Here is a 21,190-nt window from a genome sequence, read left to right as displayed (position 1 = left end):
CTGCGCTCGAACTGACAAATTTGAAAAATGAATGTAAAGGATATCCATAGCGTCTATTTTATCGGAATCGGAGGTATAGGTATGTCCGCCTTGGCCCGATATTTCCACTTTATTGGAAAGGATGTGGCCGGATACGATCGTACATCCACCCCTATTACCGACGGATTGGTGGAAAAAGGTATTCCTGTGCATTTTGAGGACAACGTAGAGGTTATCCCTGAAAACTTCAAGCAAAAAGGGACTCTTGTGGTGTATACCCCTGCGGTGCCCAAAAGTCATTCGGAGCTGCAGTTTTACAAAAACAATGGCTTTGAGATTAAAAAGCGCTCCGAAGTATTGGGAATCATTACCAAGGATACTTTTTGCCTAGCGGTTGCAGGTACACACGGAAAGACCACCACATCCTGCATTTTAGCTCATTTACTAAGGGAATGTGGCTTGCCCTTTACGGCATTTTTGGGAGGTGTTTCTGAAGACTTTGGCAGCAATTTTGTGTTGGACGGAACCGAATATTCTGTGGTGGAAGCCGATGAATTTGACCGTTCCTTTTTGCAATTGTTCCCCAATGTGGCCTGTATAACTTCCATGGATGCCGATCATTTGGATATTTATGGGACCAAGGAACAGCTGGAAGATTCTTTTAGGACATTCGCAGGTCAAATTAAAACGGGTGGAAGGCTCTTTGTCCGTCAAGGACTTCCTATGGAAGGAATTACCTACGGAATTGAAGATGGGTCGGATTATTGTATAGAGAATATCAGGACAGAACAAGGTAGTTATTTATTCAACTTGTTGACGCCTTCTGAAGTTATTGAGAACGTAACATTCAATAAACCGGGAAGGCACAATCTGCTCAATGCTTTGGCTGCTTTTGCCATGGCGGCACAGACAGGTTGTTTGCCACAACAGTTGGCCAAGGCATTGGAAAGTTTTAAGGGAGTGCAACGAAGATTTTCCTATCAGATAAAAGAAAAAGACTTTGTTTTTATAGATGATTATGCGCACCATCCCACAGAAATCGATGCTGTTCACCAAGCGATACGGGAAATGCACCCAGAAGAAAAGGTAACGGCGATATTTCAGCCACATCTTTTCTCAAGGACCAAGGACTTTGTGGATGATTTTGCGGCGAGTCTTTCCCAATTTGATGAGATTTTGTTGTTGGATATCTACCCTGCTCGTGAAGAACCTCTTCCTGGGGTAACTTCTGCTTGGCTGTTGGAAAAGATTGCGAATCCGAATAAAAAATTGATTTCAAAATCAAATTTGATTCATGAAATAAAAAAAAGTAAAACAAGGATTTTGGTTACCATTGGAGCAGGAGATATAGGATTGGAAGTGCCCAAGATCAAAAAAGAATTGGCCTATGCGAGTTAATTGGAATTACATAAAATTGGCATTCCTGTCTGTATCGGTAGTGGCCCTTTATGGTTTTGCCGATGCGCGCAGCAAAAAAAGAACGGTCAGCGATATTTCTATTAAGTTTTTGGGCGACAATAACTTATACCTTACGGAAGACGCAGTTAATAAATTGTTAATACAAAATTACGGTCCTGTAAAAAATAGGCCTAAAGAACAATTAGTTTTGAATACCATAGAGGAGGTAATTCTATCTGACGATATGGTGAAAAACGCCCAAGTCTATCTTACTGTGAACGGAGAGCTTATCTCTAAGATTGTTCAGCGTAAACCGATTGGTAGAGTGGAGGGAATCTCCAAATTTTATTTGGATGATTTGGGGAAACGCATGCCGCTCTCAAAGCATCATTCAGCAAGGGTGCCCATAATCACTGGTGAGATTACGGGAAAGACCCTAGAGGATGCCTATGTGATATTGAACTATATCAACGAAGACGATTTTCTCCGGAAAAATGTCATCGGAATACATATTGAGTCCGAAGGAAAATACCAATTAAGGTTTCGTATGGAAAACTTTGTGGTGAACCTTGGGGGAGTGGACAATCTGAACGAGAAGTTTAAAAATTTCATGGCTTTTTATGCCAAGGCGACCAAGGACAATTCCTTGGAAAATTATGCAATAGTGAGTTTAGAATTCAGCAATCAAGTGGTTTGTACCAAAATTTAAGATATGGCACAGGGTAATTATTCAGTTGGTTTGGACATTGGAACTACCAAGATCGTAGCAATCATTGGAAGGGAAAATGAGTATGGGAAAATTGAGGTTTTGGGTATGGGAAAATCCAAAAGCTTGGGAGTGCACCGGGGTGTGGTAAACAACATCACGCAGACCATTTCCTCAATTCAACAAGCCGTGGAGCAGGCAGAAGTCAATTCAGGAGTTAAAATCGGTTCGGTTGTGGCAGGAATTGCCGGGCAACATATCCGTAGCCTTCAACATAGCGATTACATTACACGACCAAATTCCGAAGAGGTCATCAATAATGATGATTTGGACAAGCTTTGCAACCAAGTTTACAAATTGGTTATGCTTCCTGGGGAAGAAATCATCCATGTATTGCCCCAAGAATATAAAGTGGACGGGCAATCTGAAATTAAAGAACCCCGAGGAATGTATGGTGGCCGTTTGGAGGCTAATTTCCATGTGGTGGTAGGTCAGGTGTCCTCCATCAAAAACATTGGAAGATGTATTAAAAGCTCAGGATTGGAATTGGGCAATATTACGTTGGAGCCTTTGGCTTCTGCAGAAGCTGTTCTGAGCCAAGAAGAAAAGGAAGCTGGTGTCGCACTATTGGATATAGGTGGTGGAACCACTGATTTGGCCATTTTTAAGGATGGGATTATCCGTCATACCTCTGTGATTCCTTTTGGTGGGAACGTTATCACTGAAGACATTAAGGAAGGCTGTTCCATAATAGAAAAACAGGCCGAGCTGTTAAAGATAAAGTTTGGTTCGGCATGGCCCGGAGAGAACAAGGACAACGAAATTGTTTCCATTCCAGGACTTCGCGGTCGCGAACCAAAGGAAATTACCCTGAAAAATCTTTCCAAGATTATCCATGCAAGGGTGGTTGAAATTATAGAACAAGTGTACGTGGAGATAAAAAACTACGGACACGAAGAACAAAAGAAAAAACTAATTGCCGGTATTGTGCTAACTGGAGGTGGAAGCCAGTTGAAGCACTTGAAGCAATTGGTGGAATATATAACGGGGATGGACACCCGAATCGGATATCCCAATGAGCATTTGGCCGGAGATTCCGATGAGGAAGTGGCAAGTCCACTATATGCCACAGCGGTAGGATTGTTGATGAAAGCACTGGAATCCAAGACAAGACCAGTTGAGGTTGAGATGGGAGAGGCCCACGAAGAGGAGAAGGTTTTGGTTGGACAAGAACAAATGGCGGGCACCGGAAATGTGTCATCGCACAAGGAACGAAAATCCATTTTTGATAAATGGTCCGAGAAATTAAAGGACTTTTTGGACAACGCAGAATAATAACCCCATAAAGAAACACAACTGTCATGAGTAAGAACACTGAATTTGACAACATCGCTTTTGATTTGCCCAAGAACAAGAGCAACGTAATCAAGGTAATTGGAGTTGGTGGAGGAGGCAGCAATGCCATCAACCACATGTTCCAGGCCGGTATCAACGGAGTGGATTTTGTAATCTGCAATACCGATTCCCAAGCGTTGCAGAACAGTTCCGTGCCCAATAAAATTCAATTGGGTGTGTCCCTTACAGAAGGACTTGGGGCTGGAGCCAACCCTGAAGTTGGGGAACAGGCTGCCTTAGAGAGTATGGAAGATATCAAGGGTATGTTGGAGCATACCACAAAAATGGCCTTTATCACTGCGGGAATGGGCGGAGGAACCGGTACTGGAGCTGCTCCCGTCATTGCCAAATTGGCCAAGGAAATGGATATACTTACCGTGGGCATTGTTACCATTCCCTTTCAGTTTGAAGGAGCCATGCGTAACAAACAAGCTCAATTGGGGATAGAAAAGTTACGGGCCAATGTGGATTCGTTGATTGTGATCAACAATAACAAACTTCGTGAAGTATACGGTAATCTTGGGTTTAAAGCCGGTTTTTCCAAAGCGGATGAAGTGTTGGCCACTGCGGCAAGGGGTATTGCAGAGGTTATAACACACCATTATACACAAAACATTGACCTTAGGGATGCCAAGACAGTGCTTTCCAACAGTGGGACCGCTATTATGGGGTCGGCCATGGCCGCCGGGTCTGGTAGGGCAAGCGAGGCCATTATGAAAGCCTTGGATTCACCCTTGTTGAACGATAACAAGATTACCGGGGCCAAGAATGTATTGTTGCTCATTGTTTCCGGCTCACAGGAAATCACCATTGATGAAATTGGGGAAATCAATGATCATATCCAAATTGAAGCCGGTCATGGAGCCAATATCATTATGGGTGTTGGTGAAGATGAGAATTTAGGTGATTCCATTGCCGTTACCGTCATTGCCACGGGATTTAATGTGGACCAACAGGATGATATTGTCAACACCGAGTCCAAGAAAGTATTCTATACCTTGGAGGATGAACAGATTGCAGAACAGGAGTTAACGCCTGAGGCTACATCGGTACAGGAGGTGAAGATTCTAAAAGCACCAATTGAACCAGAACCTACATTGGTGAAACATACTTTGGAAGTGGAAGAAGAAGAGGAGGTAAAGCCCAAAACTCAGGAAATGGACCTTATCCCAACAACAAGCTATATCAGAAACTTCAATGTGTTCTATGACGAAGTGGTCCCAGAAAATGTAGATGATGATTTTATCATCATTGAAGCAAAAAATATTATTAACGAAATAGAGGTTATAGATCCAGAAGTGGTGTCGCCAAAAGTCAAGGAAAAAGAAAGCGAAGACCAGTTTGCCCTAAGTTTCGACATGCCACTGAACAATCCCGTTCAAGAAGAAGACGAAAAAGAACATACCATTACGTTTGATTTGGGTGATGATGTAAAGGATATGGACGTAAATGAATATGTAGAGGTAAAACCTGTTCTGGAATACAAAAACCAAGGAGAGACAAGGTACAATTTGGAAGAATACATGGAATTGGAAACCAAGTTGACCGGAGCCAAATCCAAAGCTGAAACGCATGAGCCCAAGCTTATGGAAAACGAACTGGTTTTTGAAAAGAAAACCATTAAAGTAGAGGCCAAGGCCGAGGAAGACAACTCTGGTAATATAGATCCTTTTAACAGTTCTATCAGTGACCTTTTAAAAGACCGTGCGGACGAGCGTAGGAGAAAATTGAAGAATTTCAACTATAAGTTCCAAAACAACCGGAACAGTATAGATGAAATAGAGAAACAGCCCGCTTATAAAAGACAAGGGGTAGACCTGAACGATGTTCCAAAGGAACAAAAAGTATCTAGGACTACATTGGGTGAGGATAGCAACGATGATTTACAATTGCGTTCCAACAACTCATTTTTGCACGATAATGTTGATTAGTAGTGTTTAAAATTGAAATCCATTTTTAATGGAAATCATGAACCCGGAAGTTAATAGACTTTCGGGTTTATTTTTTATCTTCGCAGCCCAAAATAAGTTCAAATGGATTTGCAAGAAAAGGTGATGACAGAAATGAAGGCTGCAATGAAGGCCAAGGACACTGTTGCCCTGGAATCATTGCGAGCCATTAAATCGGCAATTTTGTTGGCAAAAACAGATAAAGGAGCTGGTTCCGAGCTTTCCGAAGAGGAAGAAGTGAAGTTGGTCCAAAAGTTGGTAAAGCAACGTAAGGACAGTGCAGCCATTTTTAAGGAAAAAGGTCGGGAAGATTTGGCTGAACCCGAGTTGGCACAAGCCGCCATTATTGAAAAGTTCTTGCCGGAACAACTTTCGGAAGAGGAAATAGAAAAAGTGGTGGTACAGACCATAGATTCCATTGGTGCTTCTGGAATGCAGGATATGGGCAAGGTAATGGGTATTGTTTCCAAGGAATTGGCCGGTCAGGCAGACGGAAAGACTATTTCAAACATTGTAAAAGCAAAATTAAGTTCATAATAACCAAGGCCGCGTAGTTCAACTGGATAGAATATCAGATTTCGGCTCTGAGGGTTGGGGGTTCGAATCCTCCCGCGGTCACTACTAACTACAAGTTTGAATTTGATAAGCCTGAGATAAAAGTCTCAGGCTTTTTTGTGTCTTAATATCGGGTCTTTTCAAGCATAACCGTACTCCCGCCATCCAATTGATTTAACCTAAACCGGGATACCACAAATTTCCCAAAAGGGTATTTTTTAAGTATATTTCGTAGGACATATAATCCCACTTAAAACGAAATATGAAGAGACGGAATTTTTTGTCCTCGGTTTCTGCCGGAACTAGCGGCATATTACTGGCAGGACCTATGGTTTCCAATGCCAAATCACCCAAGAAAGGTTATGCTTTTACAACAACTACAAAGGAGTTAAAGGCCGATGTGGTTATTGCCGGGGGTGGATTGGGGGGCTTTGCAGCCGCTTTGGCAGCTTGTAGAAACGGGCTCAAAGTTATTCTAACCGAAGAGACCGATTGGATAGGCGGTCAAGTATCCCAACAAGGAGTGCCCCCGGACGAACATAATTGGATAGAAACCCACGGAGCTCCTGCCTCTTATCGCGAATACCGAAATCGAATTAGGGATTATTATAAACGGAATTATCCACTTACGACCGATGCAAGAAATCGCCCCCATTTGAATCCGGGGGATGGTTCGGTTTCCCGAATTTGTCATGAACCTAGGGTAACTGTAGAGGTTTTGACAGAAATGCTATTACCTTTTATCAGTACAGGTAAACTCACACTTCTGACTGAACATAAAATCGAAGCGGCCGATGTCTCCGGGGATGAGGTAAAGTCCATTCAGGCTAAGAATCTGAAAAATGGAGATGCTTTGGTTCTTCATGCCCCTTATTTTATAGATGCCACCGAATGTGGTGACTTGCTTCCGCTCACGGGTACCGAGTATGTTACCGGAACGGAATCCAAAGGTCAGACTGGGGAATTGCACGCTCCAGAAGTGGCCAATCCCAAAAACAATCAAGCATTTACCTTGTGCTTTGCGATGGATTACCAACCCGGAGTCAACAATATTATCGATCGGCCAAAGGATTATGATTTTTGGAGCAACTATGAGCCTCAAATGGATACGCCTTGGGCTGGAAAATTACTGGAGTTGAATTATTCCGATCCCAGAACGTTGAAACCCAAAAATTTGGGGTTCCATCCCGAAGGAAAGAAAACCGGGGAAATGCTCAACCTTTGGTTGTATCGCAGACTCATTAGCAAAGCGAATTTTGTTCCGGGTACATATGACGGAGACATCACTGTTGTCAACTGGCCGCAAAACGACTACTTTATGGGTAATCTAATTGATGTAAGTGAGGAAGAATTTCAAAAACACGTGGATGGAGCGAGACAACTGAACCTTTCTTTGTTTTACTGGTTGCAGACAGAAGCTCCACGACCTGACGGAGGACAAGGATGGCCTGGTTTGCGACTTCGAGGGGATGTAATGGGAACCGAAGACGGCATGGCCAAATATCCCTACATCCGGGAAGCCAGAAGAATCAAAGCTGAGTTTACCGTATTGGAGGAGCAGGTTGGTGCTGAGAACCGCCGTATGGTGGCAGGGGATGAAGCAGGAAAAACCTCCGCAGATTTTTATGATGCCGTAGGGACCGGATACTATCATATTGATTTGCACCCCAGCAATCAGGGAGTCAATTATGTGGACTTTGGATCATTGCCATTCCAGATTCCTCTGGGTGCATTGCTTCCCCAACGGATGAACAACTTGCTTCCGGCCAATAAGAATATCGGTACCACCCACATTACCAATGGTTGCTTTCGATTGCATCCCGTGGAGTGGAGTATAGGAGAGGCAGTTGGAATGTTGGTGGCCTTTGCCCAACGGAAAAATGTACCTCCCCGAGCAGTTCGCGAACAGAAAAATCTACTTGGTGAATTCCAAGACTGGATTAGGACACAGGGCCTTGAAACCCATTGGCCCAAGGGTTGATGGGGAGAAGTAAATGGTAAGAGCGGAGCCGGGCACTTTTACGGATGGGCGCCCTTATAAACAATTTCAAAGGCACAATCAAATTAGTCCAATGGAAGTTTGGTGTCCACTAGTGTTAGTAAATTAAGAAAGCTTTTTTGTGAAAATTGGAGTAGGCGGTTGAGATATGTAGTTGAAAAAAATAAACGAAGAATTTAAATATATGGATCGTAGAAAATTTATAAAGGGCACAACCATATCCTGCATGGCTTTTTCCTTGCCAAACATGGCATGGTCCGCTTTTAAAGATGCATCAGACCCTATAAGAATTGGTTTAATTACCGACTTGCATCAAGATATCATGCACGATGGATTGCAAAGGATGCAAGCTTTTGTTGAAGAAGTAAGGATACTACAGCCCGATGCCATTATGCAATTGGGAGATTTTGCCTATCCCGGCGAAAAGAACAAAGAGGTGATTCAACTTTTTAACAATGCCCACGAGCAAGCACTCCATGTTATCGGCAACCACGATACCGATGCGGGATATACCACGGACCAATGTCTTTCTTACTGGGGCATGCCGGCACGGTACTATACCAAAGAGGTGGAAGGCATCCATTTCATTGTTTTGGATGGTAATGAGAAAGGGTCGCCCACGCATCAGGGAGGGTATGCATCCTATATTGGAAAGGAACAGCAGGCATGGTTGGTAGAGCAGTTGAAAACCTTGAATGGTCCTGTGGTCATTGTTTCACATCAGCCACTACTAGGGCCTGCAGAAATTGACAATGCCGATGAAATCCAAAACATTCTTACTGCTGCCAAAGAAAAGATTTTATTTGCGATTAATGGACATACCCACATTGATATGCTTTTGGAAAAAGAGGGGATACCTTACGTACATTTGAACTCTGCTTCCTATTTGTGGGTAGGGAAAGATTACAGGCACCAAAGCTATTCTGAAGAAATACATGAAGCGTATCCCTGGATTTCATATACCTGCCCGTACAAAGACTCCTTATTTGCTTTTATGACCATAGATCCCAAGACAGGTACGGTTACGATAAAGGGGAAAACAAGCGAATGGCAGGGAGAATCACCACAAGAATTGGAAGTAGGCAACTATCCAACCCTTACCATGGGCAAAGAGATTGTTCCAAGTATCAGTAATAGGAAAATCCAAAAATAGAGGATAAAATAAATATTGATTCTTTTCTTTTTTCAAGGGAAATCGTTGGAAGAGTACTACTTATTTACAGAAATTTCAATAAAAGTTTCACCATCTTCATGATATTGTGTAGTTTTAAAACAAAGATTAAATAAGTTATTTTCTTTTGAATACATTATTTTAATGCTTTAAAATCTACGAAATCTTTCAATTTTATAATTTGAGTAAACCCTTTTCTAAAATGAAGTACAGTATTTGGTATTGCCTGATTGCCATGTTAATAGTTGCCTGCGGCGAAAAATCCACTGCTCTGGGAGAGTTTCACATTTTACCTTCTCCGGATTCCTTTGAAATTTCAGGAGTAAGCGATATAGCTCCCGAAAGTGTACAAACCTATTGGAAAACTTTCGACACAGAATTGCAAATTGATGGGCAGCTTGGTTTAATGCAACAAAATGATGGAGCTGATGTAACCATCAGCATAAATGAAAATTTGGAAACAGGAGCAGAGGGTTATAGCCTTACCATTGATGAAAAAAATATTCAGATTGAAGCAAAGGATGAAGCCGGTGCTTTTTATGGAATGAAGACATTGGAGCAACTGATTCAGGATGCCAAAGATCAAAATGTCAACTTGCCTATCTGTAAAATCATTGATACGCCCAAGTTGGCCTATAGGCCAATTCATTTGGATGTGAAACATCATCTTGAAAAGTATGATTACTATTTAAAATTAATTGATGAACTGGCAAGCTATAAAATCAATGCCATCATCATTGAGATAGAGGACAAACTTAAATATACCAGAAGACCTACAGTGGCATCGGAAGATGCCCTGACAAAAGAACAGTGGAAAGAAATCAGTGATTATGCCTTTAAGCGCAATATTAAGATCAGTCCATTGGTGCAAGGGTTGGGTCATGCATCGTTTATTCTTAAACATGAAGAGTTTGAACACTTAAGGGACAAACCTGAAAGTGATTGGGCATTCAATCCTTTGTTGGATGAAACCTATGAAGTCCAGTTTGATTTGTACCGTGATGCCCTGGAAGCATTCCCATATGGTAAATACTTGCATTTGGGAGGAGATGAAGTACATACCACGGGAGGAAACAGTGGTAGGTCAAGTTTGGACCTTCAGTTGGAATGGTTGGACAAGGTTTCCCAATTTGCCGAGGAACAGAGCCGTATCCCGATTATGTGGGATGATATGTTGTTCAAGGAAGTGGGTTTATATGGCACCATGCATTCAGATGAATATACCAAGGAACAGGTAGATAGTCTTTGGACTGTTAAAGAGACCGAATTGAACCAGTTTTTGGATGATTTTCCAAGAAACACCATCTATATGAGATGGAACTATATGTCTCCTGAGATATATGGTAACAAACGGGCCATGAAATGGTTTGAAGATAATGGACTAAAGGCGATTGGAGCCACAGCAGGCCAAACAAGATGGGTTTTAATGCCGCAGAATGAAAGTAACATTGGGAATATACGCAGTTTTGCCCTAAGCTCCATCGATAATGGATTGAACGGATTATTATTGACGCTTTGGGATGATGATTCGCCCCACTTTGAATTATACAAGAGGGGCATATTGGCATTTGCGGAATATGCATGGGCCGGGGACAACCTTACAAAACAGGAGTTCAAAGATGTCTTTCGTTTTCGATATTTTGGTGATACGGCCATGAATGGGAGGTTCGCTTTTATAGATAAGTTGGAAGACCCAGTGGCCAAGTGGAAAAATATTTTGCTCAAAGGGAATCAACGCAATTACTTAAAAACCATGGAATCTCCCATGGAGAAAGGAGTCATGGATTTGCCAGAAGTAAACAACCCTGGAGAATGGACCAAAGCCAATGCAGAAAGAATAACCAATGCAAAGGAAATCTCCACCATGGCAAAAGAGGTGCGAGGGATTTTGGATTCACTTGTTCAAGTTGCCGATCGGAATACGTATACCTTGGAGGTTTACAAAGAGGTTGTCGATTTGGTGGCCTTTTCGGCAAATCTGGTGGTGGAACTGGCAAAGGTGGATGTGTTACTATCTGTTGAAGAAAGAAAAAAAGGTTTACAGGATGTTTTGGCCCAACGGGATGTTTTTATGGAATTGCGTAAAGAGTTTGAAAATGTATATGGTAAGACAAGAATATTGCATAAACCTGAAAACTATATTTTGGACCAAGACCATCATGTGCATTTGGCCAACCAATCCTTGAATTTCGATTGGCAGTTTTTGGCGGAAATCAAGTTCTTCGAAAAGCTGGAGGCTTACATAAAGTCGATGGAATAAGTTTTTTACATCATCAAGAAAAAAGAGCCCCTTTAGGGGCTCTTTCGTATTAAAACCATTCTCTTAACTGGCTTAAAGCACAACAGTCTTCCCGGGAATTGGAATGGAATATCTTCCTTCTGAATTGGGTTTGGTTGGGGGTTCGGAATTCCAAGTCATTTCTTCGGGGACCAATCTTAGTTCAGAATTGATGGCATCGTCCCAGTTGATTACTTTTCCACTATAGGTGGCCATCCGTCCTAAAATGGCGCTCATGGAACTTTTGGCCCCATATTCGGCGTTATTGATAACGCCCTTGTTTCGGATGGAAGCAAAAAGTTGGTTGTGTTCCTCTTGGTAGGGATTGTGTCCTTCCGAGTTGGAAATGGTCTGGATTTCATTTCCAGATAGATCATAGAGCTTTGCGGTTCCGGCATCACTGGTGTTCACAGAGCCCTTGGTTCCCTGAAAAACTTCACCTACCCTGTTCATGGTATTGGGCTGATGGCGACATTGGCTGGCTACAACGGCTCCGCTGGGATAAGTGAACTCCACAAAATGATGATCAAAGATTTCACCGTGATCTATACCGTTTCGTACCAATCTACCTCCCATGCCCTGTGCAGAAATAGGATACTCTCCTATAAACCAATTGGCCACGTCAATATTATGGATGTGCTGCTCCAAAATATGGTCGCCACACAACCAATTAAAATAATACCAATTGCGCATCTGGTACTCCAATTCGCTTTGTCCAGCTTCCCGAGGGCGTACCCACACACCTGCACTGTTCCAATAAACTTGACCGGATACAATTTTGCCAATATCCCCAGCCTTTATCTTGGCCAAGGTATTCAAATAATTTTCTTGGTACCTGCGCTGAAGTCCAACCACAACGTTGAGTTTTTTTTCTTCGGCCAATTTTGCGGTCTCCAATACTTTTCTAATCCCTGGGGCATCAGTGGCCACAGGCTTTTCCATAAAAACGTGCTTGCCATTTTCTATGGCATAGGCAAAGTGGTAGGGTCTAAAACCTGGAGGTGTGGCCAAAATGACTACATCGGCCAAGTCAATGGCTTTTTTATAGGCATCGAACCCATAGAACTTATTACTTTCTTTTACGTTTACCTTGCCAGTACCCTGATATTTTTCGCTTAAGCTGCCAAGGCTACTGTTCAATCGGTCTTCAAAGGCATCGGCCATGGCAACCAGTTCAATATGATCATCGGCTTCCAAGGCTTGGTTGGCAGCTCCGGTACCTCTACCGCCACAGCCCACTAAGGCAAGTTTCAATTTTTTTTCATTGAACACATTGGCCATGGCCCCAATTTCCATGGTTGGCAATAGCAATCCGGTGGAGAGTAGGGCGGTTCCCTTTACAAAATCCCTTCTGGATTCTTGGCTGGTCTTTTTAGTTTTCATTTCTCTGGTGTTTTATTCGAATGATTCGTTAATTTTTATTAATCCAATAATTGGTTTGATCTTCCGATGACGGAGGCGTCATGGAGCGTACAATTCTAAACCCTACAAATGGAGCATCGGTATGCCACCATTTGCTTCTTGGAAATTGGGGGTCGCGCTGTTTCCACAAAGGTTTTGATGCTTGGCGTGAAGCACTTCTCAAACTTACGGCTTCATCTTTAAAAGATCCTCCTCTAACCACTACAGGGTATTCAGATTTTGTGGGTTGAACATGAATTCCCTTTTCTTGATAGGCGTCAGGATTATATTGATCTAACGTCCATTCGGCCACATTGCCATAAATATCGTACAATCCCCAAGGATTTGGCTTTTTTTCGCCCACCGGATGATATGAGTCTTCGCTATTTTCCGAATACCATGCATATTCCTGCAAATCTTCACCTTCAAAGAAATAGGGGTCATTGCTTCCGGCCCTAGCTGCGTATTCCCATTCTGCTTCCGTGGGAAGCCTATAGAAGTGCCCGGTTTTGGCGGATAACCATTCGCAGAACTTGGAGGCGGCCAATTGGGTTACATTCCCCACAGGAAGACCTGACCCTGTGCCCATGCCCAAGCTCATATCCACATAAGGGATGGTCGCACCGGTTACCCCATCTACCTCTATATCAATATCTTTTCCTTTGTTTTTCACCTCAATATGATCTATGCTGCGCTGTAGGAAAAGATTGTACAATTCCCATGTCACTTCAAATTTCGACATCCAAAAGCCATCAATCTCCACCTTTTTTTGTGGACCTTCATCCGCTTGCCTTCCTATTTCTCCTTCTGGGCTCCCCAATAGGAATGTACCTTCAGGAATGGCAACCATATCTATGCTCAGTTCGGTTCCCTCAAGTTCCTGCGTGTATGGCTTTAAATTTTGTGAATGACCTATTTTAATGCAAACAACCAGCAGCACTGGTATAAAATATTTTTTTACACTCATTTATTCTTGCTTCAAAAAGTATCACTGACCTTATATGCTTCAATTACGGCCAATTCTCCTTCCTTACCTTGTTTGGAATTGCCGTGTTCCATGCCCAAAACTCCTTTGAATCCTTTGGAATGGATATGTTTGAAGACATTTTTGTAATTGATTTCCCCAGTAGTAGGCTCATTTCTTCCTGGATTGTCACCCACTTGGAAATATGCAATTTCATTCCAACAGGCATCAATGTTGGGGATGAGGTTTCCTTCTTGGATTTGCTGATGGTAGATATCAAAAAGAATCTTACAAGATGGACTGTTCACCGATTTACAAACGGCATAGGCCTGAGGACTTTCAGATAGGAACAAACCTGGATGGTCCCTAAAGTTTAAGGGCTCCAAGACCATTGTCAAGCCATGGGGCTCCAAAATATCCGAAGCTCTTTTCAGGGCTTCTACTACGTTGGTGGTCTGATAAGCCATATTCAAACGGGGAGCTATATGTCCCGGTACCACCGTCATCCATTTGGCATTTACCCGCTTGGCCACCTCAACGCTTTCTTGAATTTCCTTTAGGAATTTTTCTAATAGAGCTGGGTCGCCATTGGCTAGATTGGGTTCTTTCCAATAAATTTCATGAGCTACAAAAACGCCCATGGTCATATTACGTTTGGCCATAGTGCTGGCCATCTTTTCCTGGGTTTGAATAGACCTCCCCTTCATTCCATTGTCTTCAAAGGCAGTAAACCCTTGGTCGGCCATAAAGTTGAGTTGATCTATGGGGTCATCCCCTGCATGGTTCTTGAACATGCCCAAGTGGGGAGCATATTTTAGCTTAAAATTGGTTTGTAATGGCAAAGCACTGGATTTTTCAGCTGCTAGCCCAAGACCAGTTGCTCCTAATCCCAATGCAGTGGTGGCCATCAGTTTTTGCTTTACAAATTTTCTTCTGTTCATTGTATCTATTTCTAGGTGTTTGGTTGGTTTTGACTTCAACAGGTTTAAAGGTAAAAAACACCTGTTAAAGTAGGCTTATTTGAATTCTATGGCTAATACAAAATTTGCCCACAACGTTGTTTTTTTTGCATCCAAATTGTTTTTGGACGGTATTAGGCAAATAGAATATCTGTTCTTAGTAAAAACCTAAGGGTATAAAAAAGGAAAGCCGACCTAAATAGGTCGGCAATCCCGTGACTATACTAACTCAAAACAAATCATTACCCATCCATTGTTTACAATGGATTTGCATTTTATCCAAGATGATCACTTGGTAAGGTTCTTATTTTTGGTTCAATGTTAAGGCTACCTCTTTAACGATTTCATCACTTACATAAACCAGCTGTGGTGTATTTCCTGTGTCCCAGACATTACCATCAATGGTCACTGTTGCCCCTACATAGTAATTGCCGGCTTCCAGCCCGGTAAAGGAAAAATCACCTTCACTACTGGTGGTGGTACTTTCTACCAAAGAGGCACTTTCATTGTAGAGTTTTACTGTGATTCCCGAAACAACATTCCCACCGTCGGCACTTGCGTTACCAATAATAGAGGCGCTGTCATCTTTGCTACAGGAAATAAATATGGTCAAGGAGAATACTAATAACAATATTCTTTTCATTTCTTTTAAGTTAAAGGGTTAATAATCTTATTCCAAAACATTTTTCCACTTCGTTTGACGACCAGTAAACCAAATAGGGAGGTTGTAATCGTCATGCTGACTGATTCTTGACCAATTCTCAGGGTCAGTTGCCTGAATACTTGGGTCATACAAGAACCTTTCCTTCCATTGGAATACCTCATACGGAGACCCTGGGTTATCACCTAGGTAACTGATCAAACGACGGGCAGCTGTATACGGTGTTTCAAAATTGAACATGTTATAGTGCAACTGCAATTGGTTGAAGATGGACCTTACTTTTTCCTCGTCGGTCAATCCGTCAAAACGTTGCGCTTCATATTCGGCATATGCACTTTCGTTATATTCTACTTCCGGACGGTCACGATCTATCCTGGACTGGTCCATATTACTTGGGAAAGATGGTGTTGTCTGCTTGGAGTAGGCGTTTGCCGTATTCATTTGATACCAATACCTACAGGACAGCTCGATAGCTTTTTTGTAGTGTTCACGCGCACTACCGGTAACAGAACCGAGTCCCCTTACGGCAGCTTCCGCCAATGAAAGTTCGGTTTCCACTGCGTGAAGGGTAGGATAGCGTATATCAAAGTTAAACTGTGGACGTACATTGTATTCTGAGATCATGTTTCTATCAGAACCGATTACCCAACCAATGTCCAGATATTGACCACAAAAGGTTCTAAAAGCATCCAAAAGAAATGCCTCTCTCTTTGTTAGGTCTGCTGTGGCTTCATCATTTAATTTGATGGTGTGCTCGTTTCCAGCGGCGCCAAAAGTGATTTCGGTCACTGCCAAATCCGTCATGATGGGATGGTTGATATAGTACCCTCTCATGGCTTTACTGAAATAGCTATTGGGATCACTTCCATCATCAAAACTTGTCTCTGCACCTACATATCTGCCCAAAATGTCTTTGGAGAACAAATAGGCAACCCTTGGGTCTACCGTGCCGTTTGCCAAACCTTCTTCCGAGTTATCGCTGTCAAAGTAATAAAGGGTCTCTCCGTTTACCACGATACTTTTCTCTTCTGGAATGCAGTGCATTACATCATGCAAGAATCTTTTTGGGGCACGGGCCTCATCGGCACGCTCCCTGAAAGCTCTTGTAATACCCAGTTCCACCTGAAGACGGTAAGGCTCCACGATGGCTATGTCAGCCAATCCAGCTACATCGGTAGCCTGATCAAGCATAGGTTTTCCACTCAATTCCGAAATTACCGTTGAGGTAATATTGGGCATCACTTCGCTGATGTTCATGGCCCAACGGAGCCTCAATGAGTTGATGTACTTTCTCCATTGGGTAATATCACCGCTGAAGATTACATCCTGTTGTTGAAAAGAGGTTTGTGTGGCATCGTCCAGTGTTAAATTGGCCAAATATTCTTCAATCTCCTTCAACTCTTCAATGATGATAGGATAGATTTCCTCCTGACCCAAATATTCGGCCTTTTCACCATCCAAAGCCCCAGCAGAACCGGTTTGGAAATAAGGAACCTCGTCATAAAGATCTATAGCCCTTTGGTAGCCATAGGCTTTCAATACATGCAATAATCTCATGTAAAGTACGTCTGACTGGGTTCTTTGGTCTTCCGGAATCTTGTTGAATTCCTTTTGTCCCCATAGTACCTGCTTGATCCATGGACTGTTGATGTTGTTGAACACCGTTCTATTGAATGAATTGGAACCCCAATCATTTTCCACATCATATAGGGTATAGGCAAATCCGTAAGCATTGGTGGTGTAATACAATTGAACACCAGTTCCCATAATACGTGACCCACTCCTTAATTGGTGATAAGCGGATCCATAATCTCCCCGAAGCAAAAAGCCGCGGGTCAATTGTGAGGTAAAATAACCTGCTATGATACTAACACCTGCCTTGTCCGCTTGGGTTTTGGAAAAGCCATCGGGATCTTGGTAAAGTTCCTCCAGTTCACTTTGACATCCGTTTGCCCCAAATACTAGAAGCAGGGAAAGTAGGGTTTTAATTACTGAATTTTTCATAGTTATGTTTTTTGATTAAAGCTTAGCCTTTATTGACAATCCTATTGAACGTTGCGATGGCAGTGCCGTAGTTCCGTAAGAACCCTGTGCCCATCCTGTACCGTTTGTGGATTCTGGGATGGTGTTGGGGGCGGCCTTATAGATGTAGGCAACGTTGTTCGCGAAAACGGAAAGTACTACATCTCGTAACCCTATTTTATCTGAAAGGTCTGGGAGTCTGTAATCCAAAGCAATGTTCCGCAAGGCTATATAATCGCTTTTAAACAGTCTGTCTTCAGGGAAGAAACCGTTTGAAAAGTAAGAAGATCCATAATATTCTTCGGCAGATACCACTTGGGTATTAGGTGTGCCGTCTGCACGGACACCGTTCAATAGAACACCATCGTTGTATGTTGCTCCACTGGGGTTGGTGCCGGCCACTTTTTGACCTTCACCGTTCAAGTAGTAGGGAATACCTCCACTCGCAGCATCACGGTAAGCCAAACTTTCGTTGAGCACCCCTGCGGCCATCATATAGGTTTCCGCTTCGTTGATGAAAGTGGCTCCAAAGGAGTAATCCATGTTCACTACCAGTCCGAAGTTTTTGTAGTTGAACCTAGTGAATAATCCACCGGTCACATCTGGCAACAACTTTCCAACCTTCTTGTTGCTTCGGGTTGAATAGGCATAGCGTTGACCGTTGCTGTCCACAACAAGCTCCCCGTTGTTGGGGTCACTATCGTCAGATGGGTTGATATAGCGGTAGTTTCCACTCTGCTGGACAATAAGTCCATATTCGCCACCCACTTCGGCAACGGCATTTAAACCATTTCTGCTCCAAAGAGACAAAGAAGTAATGTCCCCATCAAGTCTTCTTACTTTGGTCTTGCTCGATGCGAAGGTCATATCCACATCCCACTGAAAATCCTTGCCCATAACGGGTTTGGTTCTTAGGGCAAGTTCCCATCCTTTGTTTTCCACATCACCAGCGTTGATTCGGATGTTATCTACACCCAATCCAGGAGGTGCTGCCACCTTCATGATCTGATCATAGGTATTGGCGTGGTAATAGGAGAAATCAATCCCCAATCTCCTGCCTCTGAAGAAGTATCCTTCAAGACCTACTTCGTATTCGCGTTTACGCTCTGGTTTTAGGTTGGGAACAAAGTTGTCATCAATAGGGGGAAGGTCGTTTGGCGGAGTCAAGATAAATCCACCTCCAGATGCAGAGACCCCAAGGTTTACGTTACTGAAATACAACGGACCTGGTCTACCCACATCGGCCCAAGAGGTTCTAACCTTTAAGAACTGAATGGCCTCGGGAAGGTCAAATGAGTTGGAAGCGATCCAAGTGGCACTTGCTCCAGGATAGAAATAACTGTTGTTTCCGGGAGGCAAGATAGAAGACCAATCCTGACGGGCTTGGGCCTCTACGTAAATTTGATCATCCCAATCCACTTGGAATGATCCCAAGAGGCTATAAAGGATATCTTCTCCATTGTCATAAACATATTGTGGCTGTACTCCAGAAGGAAGGTTTGAGAAAGAGAAGAAGTTAGGGATTACAAATCCACCAATTTTCTCGGCTCCTTTAGTCTCAAAATAGTTACTTCTGATGACACCACCCACAAATCCATTGAAGCCAAAGTCGTTCCAAGTGTAGTCGTAGTTAAAGGTGGCCTGTCCGTAGGTCTTCCTAATGACCCTATTGGTATCCCTAAATACAGAGCCACTGTTTGGACCAATCAAATCAGGGTCTTGCAGTTTCCCTTTGTACATATTGCGTTCAGTGGTGTAATCCAATCCACCTAAAATGGAAGCACTCAGATTATCGTTGAAGGTCAAATCCAAGGTAAGGGATTGTAGACTGTGCAAACGACTAAAATCTGAAACGTTTTGGGTCCAGTCCCACAAAGTGTTTACCACAGATGATCTACCATTTGAAATAAAGTTGCTTCGTCTTTCTGGGTTGGCAAAATAATTAAAGCCGTTGTCGGTCACCAAATAGCTTCGCAATAGATCAACATCGATATCACTGGAATAAGCACCCAAGCTTGAAGTGGCCCCTTGTGCATCGAAAGACCCCTCGTAAGACGAGTTTAGGTTGCTTGTAGTGAACAGGTTGCTGACATACTTCAAGGAGATATTATCATTTATGTCATAAGAGGTATTAAGACTGAAAGTATTCTTGGTGTACTTAGCTCCTGGATAAATGGGGGTATACCTCATATTGGTATAGGAAAAACGGATGGATCCTTTTTCTCCTCCTGAACTTAGCGACACATTGGCCGTTTGTTGTGAACCTGTTCTGAACAATTGGTCATAAACAGATTTGTTGTTGGCCACCCATGGTCTTCGGGAACCATCCCACCAGTTTAAGACTACATTGGGGTCGTACTTGGGCCCGAAGGCAGAGCCTGCCACATCCAAGGTTCTTTCATTGTTTTCATCCAAGAAATATCCTTGGTCATCGGTTTGGGAGGTGCTTGCGCTTCTACCTGTTCCGTATTGGTTTTGCAATTCGGGCATGAAAGCACTTTCTTCCATGGTTGTGGTAAAAGAAGCAGAGATTCCCAATCCGCGGTGTCTGGAACCGCTCTTGGTAGTGATCAGGATTACCCCGTTGGCCCCTTCACTTCCGTAAAGTACGGATGCTTTTGCGCCTTTTAGAATTTCAAAGGATTGAATGTCGTCCGGGTTAATGTCGTTGATACCCGTACCATTGTCCCTTCCTGTCCTTGCATTGGCAGTGATGTTGGTGTTTTCATCGTGTATGGGAATACCATCTACTACGATCAAAGGACGGGTGGTTGAGTTTTCATCAAAAGATACCGCATTACGGATATTGATTTTCATACCTCCCGAAGGACCTGTAGCTGTTGAGGCAACGGTTACCCCTGAAGCGGTTCCGTATAGGGATTGCAGGGCATTCACGGGAGTACCACTGGCCAAAATCCGTTCTTCGCCCACTTTGGCCACAGAGTAACCAAGCGCTTTGGCATCTTTTCTGATTCCGAGTGCGGTAACAACAACTTCATCCAATTCACCAACATCTTCCTGCAAAGTGGTGTTGATAGTGGAATTGTTGCCCACTGGGACTTCCACGGAAATAAATCCTAGATAAGAGAATACCAATATTGCCGAGTTATCGGATACGGTAATGCTGTAGTTACCGTCAAAGTCAGTAGAAGTTCCGTTGCCGGTCCCTTTTTCCACGACGTTGACCCCTGGCAAGGGCTGTCCACTGTCATCTACAACAGATCCGGAAACGGATCTCTGGACTACAGTGACAGGTGCTGGTGTTACTTCCCTAGTGGGTCGAATATCTTTTTTAAGGACAATCTGCTTGTCCAAAATTGAATAGATGACATCACTATTTCGGAAGATTCTATCAAGGATGGTTTCAACTCTTTCATTTTTTACTTTGATTGAAACAATCCTTCCCAATTTCACTTCTTGGGTGTCGGCCAAGAATTTAAACTCAGTGTTACGCTCAATCTCGTCGAGTACTGTTTCTACACTGACTTGCTTTAGATTTAGCGATATTTTCGTTGTTTGGGAGTATGAACTGGCTTGGATCTTGAACAACGAAACTATCAGCAAAAATGTGGTGAGTTTCATTTTGAGGTCAAATTTCGGGATGTACTTTGCAGACACACCCGAATTAGTTGTTTTTTTCATACTTTTAAAAACGTTATTGTGGTTTTACTTTAGTTAGATCACTTTGTACTAATCGGAGGATGTTCGCCCATTCTCCGATTTTGTGATTTTTTGGAATTGTTAGTTTGTTAG

The 21,190-nt window shown here is 42.9% G+C and carries 14 protein-coding genes and 1 tRNA gene; 9 read left to right on the top strand and 6 right to left on the bottom strand.

Annotated features, from left to right (window positions below; all coding sequences use genetic code 11):
* Nucleotides 1-27: 27 nt before the first annotated feature.
* The 9 genes from murC to ACP14V_RS12725 all read left to right on the top strand — a co-directional run bounded on the left by murC (nucleotide 28) and on the right by ACP14V_RS12725 (nucleotide 11,412).
* Nucleotides 28-1,377 carry a UDP-N-acetylmuramate--L-alanine ligase gene (gene murC / locus ACP14V_RS12765; protein WP_272608303.1) on the top strand — a complete coding sequence of 450 codons (1,350 nt, stop codon included), beginning with the start codon at nucleotides 28-30 and terminating at the stop codon, nucleotides 1,375-1,377.
* Nucleotides 1,367-2,086 (top strand): cell division protein FtsQ/DivIB, encoded by a 720-nt coding sequence (locus ACP14V_RS12760; RefSeq protein WP_136566472.1) that lies wholly within the window; start codon nucleotides 1,367-1,369, stop codon nucleotides 2,084-2,086. Before murC ends, ACP14V_RS12760 begins: the two co-directional genes overlap by 11 nt.
* A gap of 3 nt (nucleotides 2,087-2,089) precedes the next feature.
* Nucleotides 2,090-3,418 (top strand): cell division protein FtsA, encoded by a 1,329-nt coding sequence (gene ftsA / locus ACP14V_RS12755; protein WP_272608301.1) that lies wholly within the window; start codon nucleotides 2,090-2,092, stop codon nucleotides 3,416-3,418.
* 26 nt (nucleotides 3,419-3,444) lie between these two features.
* Nucleotides 3,445-5,409, top strand: coding sequence for a cell division protein FtsZ (gene ftsZ, locus ACP14V_RS12750; RefSeq protein ID WP_136566470.1), 1,965 nt, complete (start codon nucleotides 3,445-3,447; stop codon nucleotides 5,407-5,409).
* Nucleotides 5,410-5,511: 102 nt separating this feature from the next.
* The gene (locus ACP14V_RS12745) at nucleotides 5,512-5,964 is read left to right on the top strand and encodes a GatB/YqeY domain-containing protein (protein ID WP_136566469.1); all 453 of its coding nucleotides are present in this window, start codon (nucleotides 5,512-5,514) and stop codon (nucleotides 5,962-5,964) included.
* Between the two features lie 7 nt (nucleotides 5,965-5,971).
* Nucleotides 5,972-6,045 (top strand) — tRNA-Arg (locus tag ACP14V_RS12740).
* A gap of 199 nt (nucleotides 6,046-6,244) precedes the next feature.
* Entirely contained in the window at nucleotides 6,245-7,963 is a 1,719-nt protein-coding gene (locus ACP14V_RS12735; protein WP_272608298.1) for an FAD-dependent oxidoreductase, read from the top strand.
* A 202-nt stretch (nucleotides 7,964-8,165) separates the two neighbouring features.
* Nucleotides 8,166-9,134: a metallophosphoesterase family protein gene (locus ACP14V_RS12730; protein ID WP_272608296.1), complete on the top strand. Its 969-nt coding sequence runs from the start codon at nucleotides 8,166-8,168 to the stop codon at nucleotides 9,132-9,134.
* 220 nt (nucleotides 9,135-9,354) lie between these two features.
* The gene (locus ACP14V_RS12725) at nucleotides 9,355-11,412 is read left to right on the top strand and encodes a glycoside hydrolase family 20 zincin-like fold domain-containing protein (RefSeq protein WP_272608294.1); all 2,058 of its coding nucleotides are present in this window, start codon (nucleotides 9,355-9,357) and stop codon (nucleotides 11,410-11,412) included.
* Nucleotides 11,413-11,484: 72 nt separating this feature from the next.
* Here the strand turns inward: ACP14V_RS12725 and ACP14V_RS12720 are convergent, their stop codons facing one another.
* From ACP14V_RS12720 to ACP14V_RS12695, 6 genes are all read right to left on the bottom strand, one after another.
* Entirely contained in the window at nucleotides 11,485-12,813 is a 1,329-nt protein-coding gene (locus ACP14V_RS12720; protein ID WP_272608293.1) for a Gfo/Idh/MocA family protein, read from the bottom strand.
* Between the two features lie 28 nt (nucleotides 12,814-12,841).
* Nucleotides 12,842-13,798 (bottom strand): formylglycine-generating enzyme family protein, encoded by a 957-nt coding sequence (locus ACP14V_RS12715; RefSeq protein WP_272608292.1) that lies wholly within the window; start codon nucleotides 13,796-13,798, stop codon nucleotides 12,842-12,844.
* Between the two features lie 11 nt (nucleotides 13,799-13,809).
* On the bottom strand, nucleotides 13,810-14,736 hold the full coding sequence (locus ACP14V_RS12710; protein ID WP_136566463.1) for a hydroxypyruvate isomerase family protein: 927 nt from the start codon (nucleotides 14,734-14,736) through the stop codon (nucleotides 13,810-13,812).
* 322 nt (nucleotides 14,737-15,058) lie between these two features.
* Complete coding sequence (locus tag ACP14V_RS12705; protein ID WP_136566462.1) at nucleotides 15,059-15,397, bottom strand: SdrD B-like domain-containing protein; 339 nt, start codon at nucleotides 15,395-15,397, stop codon at nucleotides 15,059-15,061.
* Nucleotides 15,398-15,424: 27 nt separating this feature from the next.
* Nucleotides 15,425-17,419, bottom strand: coding sequence for a SusD/RagB family nutrient-binding outer membrane lipoprotein (locus tag ACP14V_RS12700; protein ID WP_136566461.1), 1,995 nt, complete (start codon nucleotides 17,417-17,419; stop codon nucleotides 15,425-15,427).
* 15 nt (nucleotides 17,420-17,434) lie between these two features.
* Nucleotides 17,435-21,019 (bottom strand): SusC/RagA family TonB-linked outer membrane protein, encoded by a 3,585-nt coding sequence (locus tag ACP14V_RS12695; protein WP_424987453.1) that lies wholly within the window; start codon nucleotides 21,017-21,019, stop codon nucleotides 17,435-17,437.
* Nucleotides 21,020-21,190 lie beyond the last annotated feature (171 nt).

This window comes from Flagellimonas alvinocaridis, assembly GCF_965248585.1.
Classification (GTDB): domain Bacteria; phylum Bacteroidota; class Bacteroidia; order Flavobacteriales; family Flavobacteriaceae; genus Flagellimonas; species Flagellimonas alvinocaridis.
Note: the sequence above shows the minus strand (reverse complement) of the source record. Positions and strands in the feature narration are given on the sequence as shown.